The 15,720-nt window shown below is 30.1% G+C and carries 12 protein-coding genes and 1 riboswitch; of the genes, 11 read left to right on the top strand and 1 reads right to left on the bottom strand.

Features of this window, described 5'->3' with window-relative positions:
* Nucleotides 1–131: 131 nt before the first annotated feature.
* Nucleotides 132–3,851: a carbohydrate binding domain-containing protein gene (locus CSPA_RS20835; RefSeq protein ID WP_015394356.1), complete on the top strand. Its 3,720-nt coding sequence runs from the start codon at nucleotides 132–134 to the stop codon at nucleotides 3,849–3,851.
* 53 nt (nucleotides 3,852–3,904) lie between these two features.
* Here CSPA_RS20835 and CSPA_RS20830 read toward each other — a convergent pair whose 3' ends face one another.
* Nucleotides 3,905–4,951 carry a galactose ABC transporter substrate-binding protein gene (locus CSPA_RS20830; protein ID WP_015394355.1) on the bottom strand — a complete coding sequence of 349 codons (1,047 nt, stop codon included), beginning with the start codon at nucleotides 4,949–4,951 and terminating at the stop codon, nucleotides 3,905–3,907.
* 388 nt (nucleotides 4,952–5,339) lie between these two features.
* On the opposite strand from CSPA_RS20830, the gene CSPA_RS20825 reads away from it, so the two are divergent.
* The 10 genes from CSPA_RS20825 to CSPA_RS20780 all read left to right on the top strand — a co-directional run bounded on the left by CSPA_RS20825 (nucleotide 5,340) and on the right by CSPA_RS20780 (nucleotide 15,696).
* Nucleotides 5,340–6,254 (top strand): sugar phosphate isomerase/epimerase family protein, encoded by a 915-nt coding sequence (locus CSPA_RS20825; protein WP_015394354.1) that lies wholly within the window; start codon nucleotides 5,340–5,342, stop codon nucleotides 6,252–6,254.
* A 64-nt stretch (nucleotides 6,255–6,318) separates the two neighbouring features.
* Nucleotides 6,319–7,380: a Gfo/Idh/MocA family protein gene (locus CSPA_RS20820; protein WP_015394353.1), complete on the top strand. Its 1,062-nt coding sequence runs from the start codon at nucleotides 6,319–6,321 to the stop codon at nucleotides 7,378–7,380.
* A gap of 202 nt (nucleotides 7,381–7,582) precedes the next feature.
* Nucleotides 7,583–8,587: a sugar phosphate isomerase/epimerase family protein gene (locus tag CSPA_RS20815; protein ID WP_015394352.1), complete on the top strand. Its 1,005-nt coding sequence runs from the start codon at nucleotides 7,583–7,585 to the stop codon at nucleotides 8,585–8,587.
* Between the two features lie 12 nt (nucleotides 8,588–8,599).
* Nucleotides 8,600–8,995, top strand: a complete 396-nt coding sequence (locus CSPA_RS20810) for a C-glycoside deglycosidase beta subunit domain-containing protein (protein WP_015394351.1) — start codon at nucleotides 8,600–8,602, stop codon at nucleotides 8,993–8,995.
* Nucleotides 8,996–9,118: 123 nt separating this feature from the next.
* On the top strand, nucleotides 9,119–10,075 hold the full coding sequence (locus CSPA_RS20805; protein WP_015394350.1) for a flavodoxin family protein: 957 nt from the start codon (nucleotides 9,119–9,121) through the stop codon (nucleotides 10,073–10,075).
* Between the two features lie 204 nt (nucleotides 10,076–10,279).
* Nucleotides 10,280–11,116, top strand: coding sequence for a methyl-accepting chemotaxis protein (locus CSPA_RS20800; protein WP_015394349.1), 837 nt, complete (start codon nucleotides 10,280–10,282; stop codon nucleotides 11,114–11,116).
* A 668-nt stretch (nucleotides 11,117–11,784) separates the two neighbouring features.
* A complete protein-coding gene (locus CSPA_RS20795) occupies nucleotides 11,785–13,173 on the top strand; it encodes an MFS transporter (protein WP_015394348.1) in 1,389 nt (462 codons plus the stop codon).
* A gap of 208 nt (nucleotides 13,174–13,381) precedes the next feature.
* Nucleotides 13,382–13,483, top strand: a riboswitch (THF riboswitch).
* 138 nt (nucleotides 13,484–13,621) lie between these two features.
* A complete protein-coding gene (locus CSPA_RS20790; RefSeq protein WP_015394347.1) occupies nucleotides 13,622–14,161 on the top strand; it encodes a folate family ECF transporter S component in 540 nt (179 codons plus the stop codon).
* A 141-nt stretch (nucleotides 14,162–14,302) separates the two neighbouring features.
* The gene (locus CSPA_RS20785) at nucleotides 14,303–14,611 is read left to right on the top strand and encodes a winged helix-turn-helix transcriptional regulator (RefSeq protein ID WP_015394346.1); all 309 of its coding nucleotides are present in this window, start codon (nucleotides 14,303–14,305) and stop codon (nucleotides 14,609–14,611) included.
* 383 nt (nucleotides 14,612–14,994) lie between these two features.
* The gene (locus CSPA_RS20780; RefSeq protein ID WP_015394345.1) at nucleotides 14,995–15,696 is read left to right on the top strand and encodes a pirin family protein; all 702 of its coding nucleotides are present in this window, start codon (nucleotides 14,995–14,997) and stop codon (nucleotides 15,694–15,696) included.
* The last annotated feature ends 24 nt before the right edge of the window (nucleotides 15,697–15,720 follow it).

The following is a 15,720-nucleotide window of genomic DNA, read 5'->3' as shown; positions in this document are numbered from 1 at the left end:
AATATATGGTTAGCTATAGAAAGCTGGTTTTGAAGTATGACAAATTATGAATTTTTAAATTAAAATTTATAAGCGAGTAATCATAAGCAATTAATGAAAACACAAAAAAGTACGAAGGAGAATTATCATAGATGAAGAAAGTTAAATTGAGAAAAGTTATAGCTGCAGTAGTTGCAACAAGCATAATCCCAGCAATCTTATCAAGTGGTGCAAGTGCTGAATGGAAGCAGTTGTCGGAAAATGGTACTTGGAGTTATATAGATAATAATGAATTAGCAACAAATTGGAAGTTAATAGATGGAATTTGGTATAATTTTGATTCATCAGGAGTAATGAGAACTGGTTGGATAAATGATAGTGGAACCTGGTACTTTACAGATACAACAGGAGCAATGAAAACAGGTTGGATAAATGACAGAGGAGCTTGGTATTTTGCCGATGGGTCAGGAGCAATGAAAACAGGTTGGATAAATGATAAAGGGACTTGGTATTTTACAAATACATCAGGGGCAATGCAAACTGGTATAGTTGAAGTTGATGGAAAAGTATATTCTCTTGCATCATCAGGAGCAATGCAAACTGGTAAAGTTATGATAGATAATAAAGAATATAACTTTAGTAATAATGGAGATGCTATTGGAGAAATACCAAAGGTGTCTAAAGCATTTGATGGCAAAGGAGCTACTGTTACTAAACAAGCTGATAAACCAGCAAATACTGAGACTTTACTAAGTAGTACAGCAACTAAAAAATCATCGTCAAATAGATCGTCATCGGGAAATGCATCCTCTGGTAATTCAGGATCAAATGTTGGAAATGCTAATCAAGAACAGGATAAGTGGAAAATGGTGTGGAGCGATGAATTTAATGGGGATAACTTAGATACTAATAAATGGAGTTATCAATATGGAAATGGTACTGAATATAATGCAGTAGATTGGGGAAATAATGAAAAAGAATTCTATACTGATAAGAATACGAAAGTTGAAGATGGAAACCTTATTATAGAAGCAAGAAAAGAAGAAACGCCAATTAAATATGGTGATAAAGAATATAAATATTCGTCAGCCAGAATCAGAACCTTGGGTAAATATAGTAAGACTTATGGAAAAATAGAAGCTGCTATTACTATGCCAGAAGGTCAAGGACTATGGCCAGCATTTTGGATGTTACCAGATGATAATAATATATATGGTAGATGGGCTGCCGGTGGAGAAATAGATATTATGGAGGCAAAAGGAAGAGTTCTTAATAATGTTTGGGGAACAATTCATTTTGGTAAGGAATGGCCTAATAACACATCTAGTGGTAGTCATTATACATTCCCAGCAGGAAAAGATATTACTGGTAAGCATATTTATTCTGTAGAGTGGGATCCAGGAGAAATTAGATGGTATGTTGATGGAGAATTATATTACACTGCTAATAATTGGTTTAGTCAAGGAGCTAATGAACCAGCTCCATATGCTTACCCAGCTCCATTTGATAGAAATTTTCATATTATTTTAAATATGGCAGTAGGAGGAGATTATGATGGTGGTTTACAACCAGATGATTCCTTTAAATCTGCACAAATGAAAGTAGATTATGTAAGAGTATATGATTTGAATGGTGAATATCCAGTACATGATAATCCAGCAACTTATGCTGGACCAATAAAAGGTGCAAGAACTCCTTTAAGTAATGGAAGCTACATTATTGATCCTAAGTTCAAAAATATAAAAAATTCTACAGATGGGGAACTTTCTTTTGATAATTGGAACTTCTTAACTGCTGGTGTAGGAAAAGCTACATTTAATAATTCAGGTGATGGATTAGATTTGAATATAGATAATGGAGGAGATAAAAATTACTCGGTACAGTTAATTGATCATGTTCCATTAAGGCTTAATAAAAAATATACATTAAAATTTAAAGCAAAAGCAGATAAAGCAGCAACCGTAGAAGCACAATTTGGTGGTGGTTCAGATAGAGGTTGGAAGAAATATTCAGATGCATTTAAAGTTAATCTTACAAATGAAGAAAAAGAATATGAATACTCATTTGTAATGAAAGATACTCCTAATGTACATGGTAGACTAGAATTCAATCTTGGATTAACTAATGATATTAATATTCATCTTAATGATGTAGAAGTAACAGAAGCTGATGCAGATGTAGAGGACAATGCTAGTACAGCAAAAGAGCCATTAGAAAATGGCAATCATATTTATAATGGAAGCTTTAATTTAGGAGATAATAGAGTAGGTTTCTGGGATTTTAAAGGTGAAGGTGCTACATTTAAAAGCGAAAAGGATAAAGAACAAGCTGAAGTAACAATACCAGTTGCAGGAGATAAAAATGGTGTTATATTATCTCAAACAGGAACTAACTTGCTACAAAGCGATGTATATAAACTTACATTTAAAGCGCATGCATCTAAAGACAGAACAATGGATGTAAAATTTGTATCAAAAGATGGACAAACATATTCACAAAATACATTTAATTTAACAACTACAGATCAAGAATATGAATATGAATTTACTATGCCAGAAGGAAAAACTGATACAAATTCGATTACAGAATTTTTAATGGGAAATGCTGATGGTAAAGTTTTTATTGATGATATTAAACTTATAAGAACAACAAATAACAATGTAAATTACGATGGTGTGGATTTATATCCAATTAAAAATGGAGATTTTAGTTTAGGATATAATTATTGGCAAACTCTTGATAATCAAGCTGGTTCAAAAGCAGATTTTAGCATAACAGATGATGCAGATAAAGCAGCAGCTATTGATGTTAAAGTTTTGGGCACAGAAAATTGGAATGTAATGTTATATAGTGATGATATGAAATTATCAAAAGGAGTAAACTATACTTTAGAATTTGATGCTTGGGCTGATGAAACTAGAGATATTGTAGCAAAGATTGAGGAAAATGCTAATTATACTTCTTATGCTTCAAAAACCTTAGCACTTAAACCGGATAAACAGCATGTAATTTTAAATTTTACAATGCCTAAAGATGATACGACACAATTGAAATTCTTATTTGGTAATACAAGTAATCCTAAATTAACAAAAGTATATATTGATAATGTCTCACTTAAAGTAAAAGATGCACTGGTTAAAATGCCAGCAACATTAGTACCAGACAATACAAACAATACAATTGGAAATGATATTAATATTGCTTATGCAGGTGGAGACAATGGCTGGAAAGACTCAATCAGCAAAATAAGTGAAAATGGAAATGATGTTGATAAAAGCTTATATACAGTAGCAGATGGTAAAATAACCTTGGATAAGAGTGTATTTACTGAAAAAGGTGATTATAATATTGTTGTAAAGGCCAATGGTTTTGATGATACAGAAGTAAGTCAAACTATAAAAGCAGCAGCAGGAACAATAAATCATGATAATCTTATTGCCAACGGAGATTTTACTTCAGAATTTGGCAATTGGGGACATTTTGCTACAACTCCGGCTGCAGCAACTTTTAGTATAACAGGAGATGCAGATAAAGCAGCAGCTATTGATGTCACAGCATTAGGTACGTCAGCAGCTTGGGATGTGATGTTATTTAGTGATAATATAAATTTATCCAATGGTGAAAAGTATGTTTTAGAATTTGATGCTTGGTCTGATGAAGCTAGAGATATAGTGGCTGAGATTCAGGAAAATGCTACGTATCATTCATATGCGGAAGAAACAGTGGCACTTACACCAGATAAGAAACATGTAATTATAAAATTTACAATGCCTAAGGATGACGTTGCTCAACTAAAATTTTGTTTTGGGAACACAAGCAATCCTGCATTAACAAAAGTGTGTATTGACAATGTTTCACTTAAAGTAGAATAAGTATAAATAAGTTGAGGCTGATGCAAAACTGACAGAGTTAGTATTGCATCAGCTTATTCTTTTATTGTTTTAGTATATATAGAATAAGGCAGGGTAACTACAATTTTGCCATTAACTAATTTATAGGGGACGTTTTTAAGTGAATCTGCATTATAAATTAGATTTGTACCTACACTATACAATGAGTCCGCTAAAATATCTAAATCCTGGTTAACAGTGCCAGTCATCATACCTTTATCAACCAATTCTTTTGCTTCTTTTAAACCGTCTATACCGACGACGGAAATATATTTTGAAGGATCTCCCTTGTTATATCCATGTTTTTGAAGGGAGGCAACAGCTCCAATTGCCATAGCGTCATTATTTGAAATTATTGCTTCTATTGTGCCATCATATTTTAAGTATAGAGAGTCAGTTGCACTTTCAGCAAAGTCCTTATCCCAAAAAGCATCTACAGTAGCTAGTTCTCGTAGATTTATTCCAGAGTCTTTAAGTTTTTCAATTACTGAATTTGAACGTTCTGTGGATACATCAGAATTAGTTGTGCCTTTCAATAGGATATATTGTAGTATATCATCATTATTTTTATCTAAAATTGCCTTATTTTCATTCCATTCATTTGCAAGAATTTCTCCTTGCAAACTACCTAGCTTCTTGGAATCAGTTATGAAAAAAGCAATTTTATCATATGAATTACGAATTACCTCTGATGGATCAATATCAAAAAATATTAAAGAAATATTTTTTTGTTTAGCTTTATTAATAATATCTGTTAATTGATCTTTTGTTGGATAAATTAAGTATAACATTAGAAGATTATAATCGTGTGTAAATAATGAATCTAAAATTTCATTTTGTGTAGCTTGATTATCGTTAGAACTAAAAAAAGTGAAATTAACATTATTTTTAGTCTTTTGAAACCTCTCTAAATTTTGCTTTAGGTTATTCATATATAAATCTTCAAAACTGTATAACAAGATCCCAGCATTAATTTCATTCTGCCGATAAAAATTTGTATTGGCTAAAGATGTATATTGAATATTGTTTATTGCTACAGAGAGTGTAATTAAAAATGTAATAGCTTTTTTTAATAATTTCATTTTATAGCCTCCGTGGTTGAATTATCAGTGGTCAATGCTAGGTAATAATTGCAACATATATGTTTCCGCATAAAGAGAAATATTATTCAGTAACAAATGGTGGGTATATTAGTTCAAAAAATCACTGAAATAGTAAAAAATAGAGAACTAAGAAAGTTGAATTGCATAATAATTGAAAAAGTTAAAAATATGATTCGATTTCTTAACTTTTCTTTTCTTTTAAAAAAAAATAATTGATTTAAACAACATTAAAGATAGAAATGGATAATTAAAAGAATGCGTTTACAATATTAAAAAAGGTACAATAAGCATGTGAAAAGAATATGTATTAAAAAATTTCTAAAAGATATGTAGATTTATATAAATTAAGTTAAAGGAGATGTATATTATGAAATTAGGATTAAACAGTGCTATTTTAGGAGATTTAACCTTTGAAGAATTAGTTGATTTTGCAGCTGAAAATAATTTAGAATGTCTAGAAGTTTGCTGTTGGCCAAAAGGTAAAGCGGAAAGAAGATATGCTGGGGTATCTCATATTGATGTAGCAGATTTAAGCGAAGATAAAGTCACATATATTAAAAATTATTGTAAAGAAAAAGGCATTGAAATATCAGCTCTTGGATATTATCCAAATACAATGGACCCAGATTTAGAAAAAAGAAAAGTATATGTTGAACATCTTTACAAATTAATAGATGGAAGCAATAAGCTTGGCGTAAGTATGATAACAACATTCTTAGGAAGAGATCCAAAGAAAACTGTTGAAGAAAATTTAGAAGTAGTAAAAGAAGTATGGCCTCCAATTGTAAAATATGCTGAAGAAAAAGGTGTGAAGATAGCAATTGAAAATTGTCCAATGTTATTTACTAATGATGAGTGGCCAGGGGGACAAAACTTAATGACAACACCAGCTATTTGGAGAAAAGTATTTGAAATACTTAATAGTGATAACTTTGGATTAAATTATGATCCATCTCACTTTGTATGGCAACACATTAATTATATTAAGCCAATATATGAATTTAAGGATAAAATCTTCCATGTTCATTATAAGGATATAAAAATCTTCAAGGATAAATTAGATGATGTAGGAATAATGGCTACACCACTTCAATATATGTCACCTAAATTACCAGGGCTTGGAGACATAGATTGGGGTAAATATGTTTCTGCTCTAACAGACATAGGTTACAAAGGTTACACATGTATAGAAGTTGAAGATAAAGCCTTTGAAGGTTCAATAGAAGAATGCAAGAAGTCAGCAATTTTATCAGCAAGATATTTAAGAAATTTTGTAATCTAAACAAAGCAGATTTAAAGAGAATTCTGCAAAAGTATTTTTATTTAAAGAAAGGATGGAATTAAAAATGAAAGTTAATTTTGGAATAATAGGCTTTGGATTTATGGGTCATATTCATGAAAAAATGTTTGATTCTATGGAAGATATAAAGGTAGTAGCAATTTGTGATATAGATGAAGAAAAAATGTCAGATGCAATTACTGAAGGAGTCATAAAGACTACTAGCGTTGACGAATTATTGGAAATTAAAGAAATAAACACTGTGGTAATTTCAATAAGTAATCATGTGCATAAAGAAGCTGTAATAAAAGCAGCAAAAGCAGGTAAAAACATAATTTGTGAAAAACCAGCAGCTATGAGTGTAGCAGAATATGATGAAATGATAGCAGCTGTAAAAGATGCGGGAGTATTATTTACAGTACATCAACAACGTAGATTTGACGAAGATTTTAGAACTGCAAAAGAAGTATATGATCAAAAAGCATTAGGAAAAGTATTTACAATTCAATCAATGTTATATGGAATTAATGGAAACATGCATGATTGGCATGTATTCAAAAAATATGGGGGCGGAATGTTATATGACTGGGGAGTTCATTTAATAGACCAAATGCTTTATATGGTGGATAGTCCAATAAAGACAATATATGCTGATTTAAGAAATGTTATAAATGAAGAGGTAGATGATTACTTTAAAATTTTATTTAGATTTGAAAATGGAATAACTGGAGAAGTTGAACTTGGAACTTATTTCTTAGCTGATAAGCCGAAGTGGTTTGAAAGACATTGGTTTATTGGTGGAGATACAGGCAGTATGTACTGTGATGGTTTTGAGCCAGAAGGGAAAATTGCAAGAACAACAAGACTTCTTACAAATGTTCCAGGGAAAACAACTATGACAGCTTCAGGTCCTACTCGTTCTTTTGGACCACCACCAGAAGGATTATTAGTTACAGAAGAATTACCAAAAGTAGATGTTGCTCATATTATGTTCTTCGAAAACTACTTAAAGGCACTTGAAGGAAAAGAAGAGTTATTAGTTAAGATACCAGAAGTAAGAAGAGTACTTGCTGTAATGGAAGCAGTTAGAGAATCAGCAGCAACAGGCAGATCAATAGACTTTGAGTAATAGTATATTTAATAATTAAGGGTATGATTTCCAATTAATTGCATTTATAGCTGATAAGTTAAGAGTCAAGAAATCTTAACTCTTAACCTTGAACTCTTAATTGATTGAAAAATTTCAGTTTGATAACAAAATCATTAGATTTTATATATTACAGTGTTTAAACATTAGAAAATGAAATAGATAAAAGAAAGGAAGATAGTTTATGTCAAATATTAAACGTTCAGTAAGTTTTTATAGCTTACAAGATCAATATGCTAGAGGAAAAATGAAGTTAGGAGATATATTCAAATTCTTAAAAGAAATGGGAGCTGAAATGGAATTCATAAGCGATCAAATGCTTAAAGGAACTCCTCATCCATCAGAAGAAACATTAAAAGAATGGGATAGGCTTATGGCTGAATATAAAGTTAAACCAGTTTGTAATGATATATTTATAAATACTTGCCTTTATAAAAATAGAACTTTAACTACTAAGGAATCAACAGATGCTTTAATTGAAGAAATAAAATTAGCTCATCGTTTAGGGTTTAAGTTAGTTAGACTTGTATCAAAAACTCCTCCAGAAATCATAGAACCAGCATTACCTTATGCAGAAAAGTATGATGTAACTTTAGCTTTAGAAATTCATGGTGGTATGAGTTTTGATAATCCTATGACTAAAGCATTTATTGATGTAATTCATAAAACAAAATCACCATACTTAGGAATAGTTGTTGATGCTGGAATCTTCTGCAGAAGACATCCAAGAGTAGCAACAAATTATTTCAGAAGCTTAGGTGTAAATGAAGACGTTATTAAATATGTTGATGATATTTTTGCACAAGGAACTGATCCAAAGCAATTCTTTACAAAACATGGTGGAAGGCCTAAAGAATTATTAGATTTATGTAAAACAGAACTTGATCATATGTATACATTGTTCTGTGATGGATATGAATCAAGTGATTTCAGCATTTTAGATGAACATATGCCATATGTAAAACACATTCATGGAAAAGTATATGAAATGACTGAAGAAGGCATAGAATATTCAATTCCATATGATGAATTTATTAAATATTTAGATGAAAAAGGATATGATGGATATATTTCAACTGAATATGAAGGTAATAGATTTACTCTTGAAGGTGCAGAAGTTAAAGAACTTGAACAAGTAAGAATGCATCAAGAAATGTTACAGAAATATATAGATGAGCTAGGAAGATAGGAGGAAAGCAGCATGTTTGATAATTACGTATTTAGTGAAAATAGTTGTAAAAATGTATTAAATAAAGATGGAAAAATCGATGGCTTCCAAATGAAGACATTAATTACTTACTACAGAGGAGTACCTGTATCTATGGTACATGATGTAAGAGTTGAAGTAGATGGGGTAGAAGTACCAAGAGAAAGCATTAAATTTAGTCCAAACGGAGAAGATTACTTCACTTTGGATGAAATGGAAACAGTTACTACTTATAGATGGGAATACGGAGAAGAAGCTACTGTTTTTGTTGAAAGAGAAGGCGGACTTTCTAAGGGTGAACATGATGTTAAATTAACAACAGTGCTAAGAGTTGCATATATACCTGTACCATTTGAAGGAACAAGAACTAGAAAAGTTGTTATAGAATAGATCTAAGATAACAAATGCTCAATGATCAGATTTTAAAATTCTAATTTTGACCATTGAGCATTGATGGTTAATTATAAAAATGCTTAAAAAATTATTTTTGTGTGAAAAGGGAGAATGTAATATATGTCTAAAAAGAAAGTATTAGGTATTTCATTTGGAAGAAAGATGGGAAATACTGAAGTTATGATTAAAACTGCATTAATGGAATGTGAAAAAGCTGGAGCTGAAATAAAATACATTCATGCTGATAGTTTAAATATTGCAGATTGTACAGGTTGTATTGCTTGTGTAGGAAGTTTATTGCAAGGTGGAAATGGAAACTGTGTGTTAAAAGATGACATGCATATTATAGATGAAGCATTAATGGAATGTGATGCTGTAATAGTAGGATCACCTACATATGTATTAGCGCCAACAGGTAAATTCAAAACTGTATGTGATAGACTAGGGCCTTCTCATGACCTTGCATTTAGAACAGAAGCCAAAAAAGCTGGAATAGCAGCTGGAAGGCCAGCAGAAAAATTACCTGATGAAAGATCATTTAAGCCAAGAGTAGGTGCATTAATTACTGTTGGTGGAGCAATGACACAAAACTGGTTATCATTTGCTATGCCATCTATGTACGAATTTACAATATCAATGGGAACTAATGTTGTAGATAAATATGAATATTTTGGTGCAATGGCTCATGAACATGTTGTTGGAAACACTGAAGTAATGGACCGTATGGTAGTAATGGGACAAAATATAGCAGATGCTATAAAGTGTGAAACAGAAGAAGAAAGAAAGAAATGGAGAGGTGCTGACGAAGGAGTATGTCCAGTATGTCACTGTGATATGCTTACTGTAATTCATAATAAAAATGTAGTAGAATGTCCAGTTTGTGGAATCAGCGGAGATTTAGCTTTAGTTGATGGTGAAATTAAAGTAAACTTTAGTGAGGCTCAGCAAAAACGTTCAAGATTATTCTATGCTGGTAAATTAGAGCACCAAGTTGAAATTTCAACAAAAGCAGTTGGACCAGGACAAATTCCCAATAAGAAAGAATTACTTGAAAAATATAAAGGTTATGGAGAATAAGTAGACAAATTATACCAGATGAAGTTTTTCATAATAATGGTATGTTTTAGAGGCTTATAGATTAATAATACTTGAATAAAATTACTTAAAACTGAGCTGTTGTAACAAATATGCTCAGTTTGTTTGGTTTAATTTTTTGATTGGATAAAGTGTACTTAAGGAAAGTTTCAATCTATATGGATTACGAAGGGAAGGTTAATTAAAATGGAAAAGGCATTCGAAAAAATGATTTATGCGGCATCAGTGATTAGTGAGTTATTTGAAGGAAATGCAGCAATAAATATTTGTGATAAAGAACAATGTATATATGCTTTTGATGGGACTAAAGCAAAATCACCTATGTATGTGGGGAAAGTTATAGATAATGAAGTTATGAATAAAAATGGCATCAATGAAAACATATACAAAAGGAAAAAAAGCATTACAAGCATATATGATAAGGCTCATTATGGATTTTCATTTAAGGCTATTGCAACTCCAATATTTAATGAAGAAAAAGAGGTTGTTGGCTGGTTTGGTGTAAGCATGGATATGGAGGAATACGATGAAATTGTAACTGCTACAGAACATCTAAAGCACTCACTAGATGAAACAAAAATAACAACAACAGATATAGCAAACTCAGCAGTTCATTTGTCAGAGAAAGTAAATTTCTTGATTGAAAATACAGAAAATACAGAAAAATTAATTGATGAAGGCAGCGAAGCCATAAAGTTAATTGAAAATATTGCAAGGCAGTCTAATCTTCTTGGTCTTAATGCAGCAATTGAATCTTCAAGGGCTGGCGAATATGGAAAAGGCTTTTCGGTGGTAGCTGGTGAAATGAGAAAATTAGCACTAAATAGTGCTGAATCTTCTAAAAAAATTTCAGAAGCACTAAATCAAATGAGTCAGAGCATGAAAGTTATTATTAAAACAATAAATGAATTAGGGGGGATTTCTACAAATCAAGCTGCAGGCTTAGAAGAATTATCTGCTACAGTCGAAGAAATTTCAGCAAATTCAGAAGTTTTAGTAGAGCATATCAAAGCTAATAAATAATATCCTATGATAAATTAATTATTAGAACTAAAGAAACTGGATTTATAAAAGGAAGTCATTACTTAAAGCGCTGATTATTTCAGTGCTTTTAAATTTTTTTAAAATTATTTTATAGGTTCAAATAATTTAAAAAAGTACTGTTAGAAAAAGATTAAAATAATTAATTAAATTTTTAACTTTTTATTTCAGTGCTTATAAAGGGTGAGTATAAAAATAATAATATTGATATAAATGAATAAGTAAAAGAAGGCGCTTACATGAATAGAAGCTTATAATGATAATGTAAACGAAATGATTAACAATATATATAAAAAATTTAAGGAGGGAGATATGTATAGTTAAATAAATTAATAATAATAGGTGCTATATTAATTTATTTAATATAAATAAGTGAACTAGTAATTGAAAATGTTTACTTAAACTAGTTTGATGAATTTATTTTAATTTAAAAATAAGGGGGATGAGAGAAAATAGAAATATAGCTAAACATACTGATATTCTAAATTTAATAAAGCTACCAAACATAAATTGAATTAAGATTATCAGCATGCAGTTAATAAGATTACAATATAATTATATCTTTTTATTAATAATTTTCAAAGATAAATATACGACATCAATTTATATTTTTCAGACAATAATAAATAAAAATTGAAGGGAGAAACCATATGAAATACGAAATTGTAGAAAATAATATAGTGCAAAGCGCAAGTGAGAATAAATTGAAAATCTCAGAAAAAATAAGTTATGGTTTTGGAGATTTGGCATCAAATGTAATGTGGGGATTAGTTGGAAGTTTTCTTCTATATTTTTATACAGATGTAGCATTAATACCAGCTGCAGCTACTGCAACCTTGTTTCTTGTTGCAAGAGTTTTAGATGCATTTATTGATCCTATAATAGGAAATTTTGTTGATAGAACTAATTCAAAATATGGAAGGACTCGTCCGTTTATCTTTTTTGGAATAATACCATTTTGTATAATGTTTGTATTAACTTTTACAGCTTTTGATTTATCTGATACCGGGAAACTTATTTATGCATATGTTACTTATATTGTTGTTGGTATTTTGTATTCTGTTGTAAACGTTCCTTATGGTGCTTTAATGCCATTAATGACAAGAAACACTGAGGAAAAAGCACAATTAGCAAGTTTTCGTATGATTGGAATGGCAGTTGGAAATGTGTTTGTATCAGCCTGCAGTATGGCACTTGTGAATATTTTAGGAAAAGGAAATCAAAGAACAGGATTTTTATTAACTTCTATGATTTTTGCAGTAGCTGGATTAGTTTGCTTTATGATTGTTTGTTTAAATTGTAAAGAACGTTATTTAGAAAAACATATAGAAGGTCAAGCTAAAGAGAAAACTAAAGCAAGTGAAACATATAAAAATGCTTTGAAAAATACACCTTGGGTAGTAAGTATAGTTTTTGCATTCTTTATGTTTGTAAGAATTGGTGCAGTTGTAGCTATAACAATTTATTTCTGCATGTATGTTTTGAAAAATCCAGGATTAATTCCAGTTTTACTACCTTTATTATATGTATCAGCTTTTATTACAGCACCTCTTACACCAATTTTCATTAAGAAATTTGGTCATAGAAAAGCTAATATTATTGGTTTAGTTATTTATATTGCTGCCTTTTGCATAATGCCTTTATTTGTAGGAAACATACCTGTATTTATTGGAATTTATTTTATAGGAAATGTTTTTGGAGGACTTGGTACAGGTTCTATTTTTGGAATGATAGCAGATTCAGTAGATTATAATGAATGGAAATATGGAAGACGTACTGAAGGAACACTTTATGCTGGATATAGCTTTGCAACTAAAGTTGGTATGGCTGTTGGTGGAGCAGCAGTTGGATATGTATTGGCATTTACTGGTTATAATGCAGCTAATGTTACTGAAAGTTCAGCAAGTGGAATTAATGTTCTTTATTATTTAGTTCCAATAGTCTGTAGCATAATACAAATAGTAGCTTTACTATTCTACAAATTAGATGGACTCCATCCTCGAATTATTGAAGAATTAGCTGCTAAAAATAAAAACTAATTTAGTAGTATAAATAAATGATAAAATTATATATGAATTAATAGAAATACTCTACAATTAGATTGAAAATTTCACATATTGTATTTATAAAAGCTCCTCACTCAAGATTAAATTTCTAGTGCGGAGCTTTTATATTGTTGAAAAATATGTCATAAGTATTGACAAGTATATACTTATATATTAAGGTGAGTTTATAATAAAATTATTTTACAGAGTAGATATTTGTGCGTTAAGTGTCAGGAGGACGGGAAGTTGTCTCTTGAACGAAAAATTTTTGGGATTTGCGGTACAAATATTGCATTCCGCTGTTATTTAAAAGAGAACCTCTCTTTTATTTCAGCAAGTAATTATAAAGCAACTTGCTTAAGTGAATTTTCACTTAAGTATAGCTGAAATAAATAATTAAGTCTTATTTTAGAATAAGGACTTTTGAAGGGGGGATTTTTTTATGAAAAATTATTATGAACTTTTTTTAGGTTCAACAAGGGAATTAAGAAATGTAAAAAATTTAGTTATTGTAGCACTATTAATGGGAGCTAGTTTTATAGTTAATTTTTTTACAATACAAATTACACCAGTTTTGCGATTGAGTTTGGGGTTTGTTGTGTCTTCACTAATTGGTATGCTGTTTGGACCAGCTGTTGGGGGCTTGTGTGGAGGCTTAAGTGATATTATTAATTACATAATTAAACCTACAGGACCATTTTTCCCTGGATTCACCATATCAGGGATATTAGTTGGAATATTATATGGTATTGCATTATACAATAAAAAAATAACAATTAAGAGATGTGCAATAATTACAATAATTATAACAGTGCTAATAGATATATTTCTTAATACATATTGGTTAGTATTATTATATGGAAAAGGATTTGGTGCAGTGCTTCCATTAAGGGTTGTGACAAATATTATATTTATACCAATTAAGACAGCAATAATGTATTTTGTATTAAATTTAATCATTAGAATAAAGAAATATATATAAATTAATATATAGATAGTAGTAGGAGCTATTAATATTTTCCTAGCTACTATCTTTTAATGTTGCCTTTGTGGTAGTATAATAATATAATCTACTTACTTTTATTTAGTAGGTATAGTAGAATAATAACAGGTGGTGATATATATGGAAAAATATCATATGTGCCCAAGATTTGAAAATGCTTTTGAATTATTAGGAAAAAGATGGACTGGTTTAATTATAAGAACCTTGTTAAATGGACAAAATAGATTTTCAGATATAACAGATGCAATACCTAATATGAGTGCACGTATGCTCACAGAAAGATTTAAGGAATTGGAGAAGGAAGGAATTATCGTTAGAAGAGTTTATCCAGAAACTCCAGTGCGTATAGAATATGAATTGACTGAAAAAGGTAAGGAATTGCAGTTAGTCATGGATGAAGTTCAAAAATGGGCAGAAAAGTGGCTATAATAGTAATTAGTGACAAGTGAAAAATGATAAATGATGAATTGATGAAGAAAATTTATTTAAGAATTTTCTCTTGAATTTGTTATTAATCATTTGGAGCTTGTCATTTTTTATTATTAAGAAATGATAAATATAATTTGCTAACGAAATGATTAATAATTCTAAACTGATGTCAAACAATTGAACATTGATAACTGACAATTGTCCTTGTGAGTTGAAAATAATTATCATTTATTATAAAAATAAGGTTGACTTAGAAAGATAATTGTGTAATAATTAATTTAAACAAAGTTACTAAAAGTAACTAGGTAATAAAAAGAACTTAGATGACATTTTGTAAGAATATGATGATATATAAGTTTATTTGGAATGGAGGTGGTTTAAAGATGTTGACCAAGAGAGCGAGTAATAATATGGGGAGCAGTGATCTTGGCTGGTTAAAGAGTAAATTTCATTTTTCTTTTGCAGAATATTATAATCCTCATAATATAAGATTTGGTGCTTTACGAGTTATAAATGATGATTTAATTGCACCAAATACAGGTTTCGATACCCATCCTCACAAGGATATGGAGATAATTACCTATATAATTGATGGTGAACTAACACATGGAGACAGTATGGGAAATGAAAACTCAATATCACGAGGACAAGTTCAATATATGAGTGCAGGAACAGGAGTTCATCATAGTGAGCATAATATTGGTAAGGAAATTGAAAGATCTTTGCAGATATGGATTTATCCAGATAAAACTGGTTATAGACCAAACTATGGTGATTATAGATTTAATTGGAGTGACAGAAAAAATAAATGGCTGCATATGGTTTCTGATAAAGCTGGAGAAGCGCCAATAAAAATAAATCAAGATGTTAATATTTATTCTTTAGAACTTGAAAAAGGAAATAAGATTAATTTTGAAGTTAATGAAGGAAGGCAAGCGTATTTAGTTCAAATTGAAGGAACTTCAATAATAAATGAAATTGAATTAAATGCTCAGGATGCATTAGAAATTGTTGAAGAGGATATATTAATTGATGGAAAAGAAACTTCACATTTTTTAATTTTAGAAATGAAAAAAGAAAATTAATTAGAAAATATTATAGATAAATTT

The organism is Clostridium saccharoperbutylacetonicum N1-4(HMT) (genome assembly GCF_000340885.1).
In the GTDB taxonomy this organism is placed as follows: domain Bacteria; phylum Bacillota; class Clostridia; order Clostridiales; family Clostridiaceae; genus Clostridium; species Clostridium saccharoperbutylacetonicum.
This window is presented reverse-complemented; position numbering and strand designations above follow the sequence as displayed.

Coding starts and splice junctions, on each gene's coding strand:
- CSPA_RS20835 (WP_015394356.1), top strand. CDS start 132: ATGAAGAAAGTTAAATTGAGAAAAGTTATAGCTGCAGTAGTTGCAACA.
- CSPA_RS20830 (WP_015394355.1), bottom strand. CDS start 4,951: ATGAAATTATTAAAAAAAGCTATTACATTTTTAATTACACTCTCTGTA.
- CSPA_RS20825 (WP_015394354.1), top strand. CDS start 5,340: ATGAAATTAGGATTAAACAGTGCTATTTTAGGAGATTTAACCTTTGAA.
- CSPA_RS20820 (WP_015394353.1), top strand. CDS start 6,319: ATGAAAGTTAATTTTGGAATAATAGGCTTTGGATTTATGGGTCATATT.
- CSPA_RS20815 (WP_015394352.1), top strand. CDS start 7,583: ATGTCAAATATTAAACGTTCAGTAAGTTTTTATAGCTTACAAGATCAA.
- CSPA_RS20810 (WP_015394351.1), top strand. CDS start 8,600: ATGTTTGATAATTACGTATTTAGTGAAAATAGTTGTAAAAATGTATTA.
- CSPA_RS20805 (WP_015394350.1), top strand. CDS start 9,119: ATGTCTAAAAAGAAAGTATTAGGTATTTCATTTGGAAGAAAGATGGGA.
- CSPA_RS20800 (WP_015394349.1), top strand. CDS start 10,280: ATGGAAAAGGCATTCGAAAAAATGATTTATGCGGCATCAGTGATTAGT.
- CSPA_RS20795 (WP_015394348.1), top strand. CDS start 11,785: ATGAAATACGAAATTGTAGAAAATAATATAGTGCAAAGCGCAAGTGAG.
- CSPA_RS20790 (WP_015394347.1), top strand. CDS start 13,622: ATGAAAAATTATTATGAACTTTTTTTAGGTTCAACAAGGGAATTAAGA.
- CSPA_RS20785 (WP_015394346.1), top strand. CDS start 14,303: ATGGAAAAATATCATATGTGCCCAAGATTTGAAAATGCTTTTGAATTA.
- CSPA_RS20780 (WP_015394345.1), top strand. CDS start 14,995: ATGTTGACCAAGAGAGCGAGTAATAATATGGGGAGCAGTGATCTTGGC.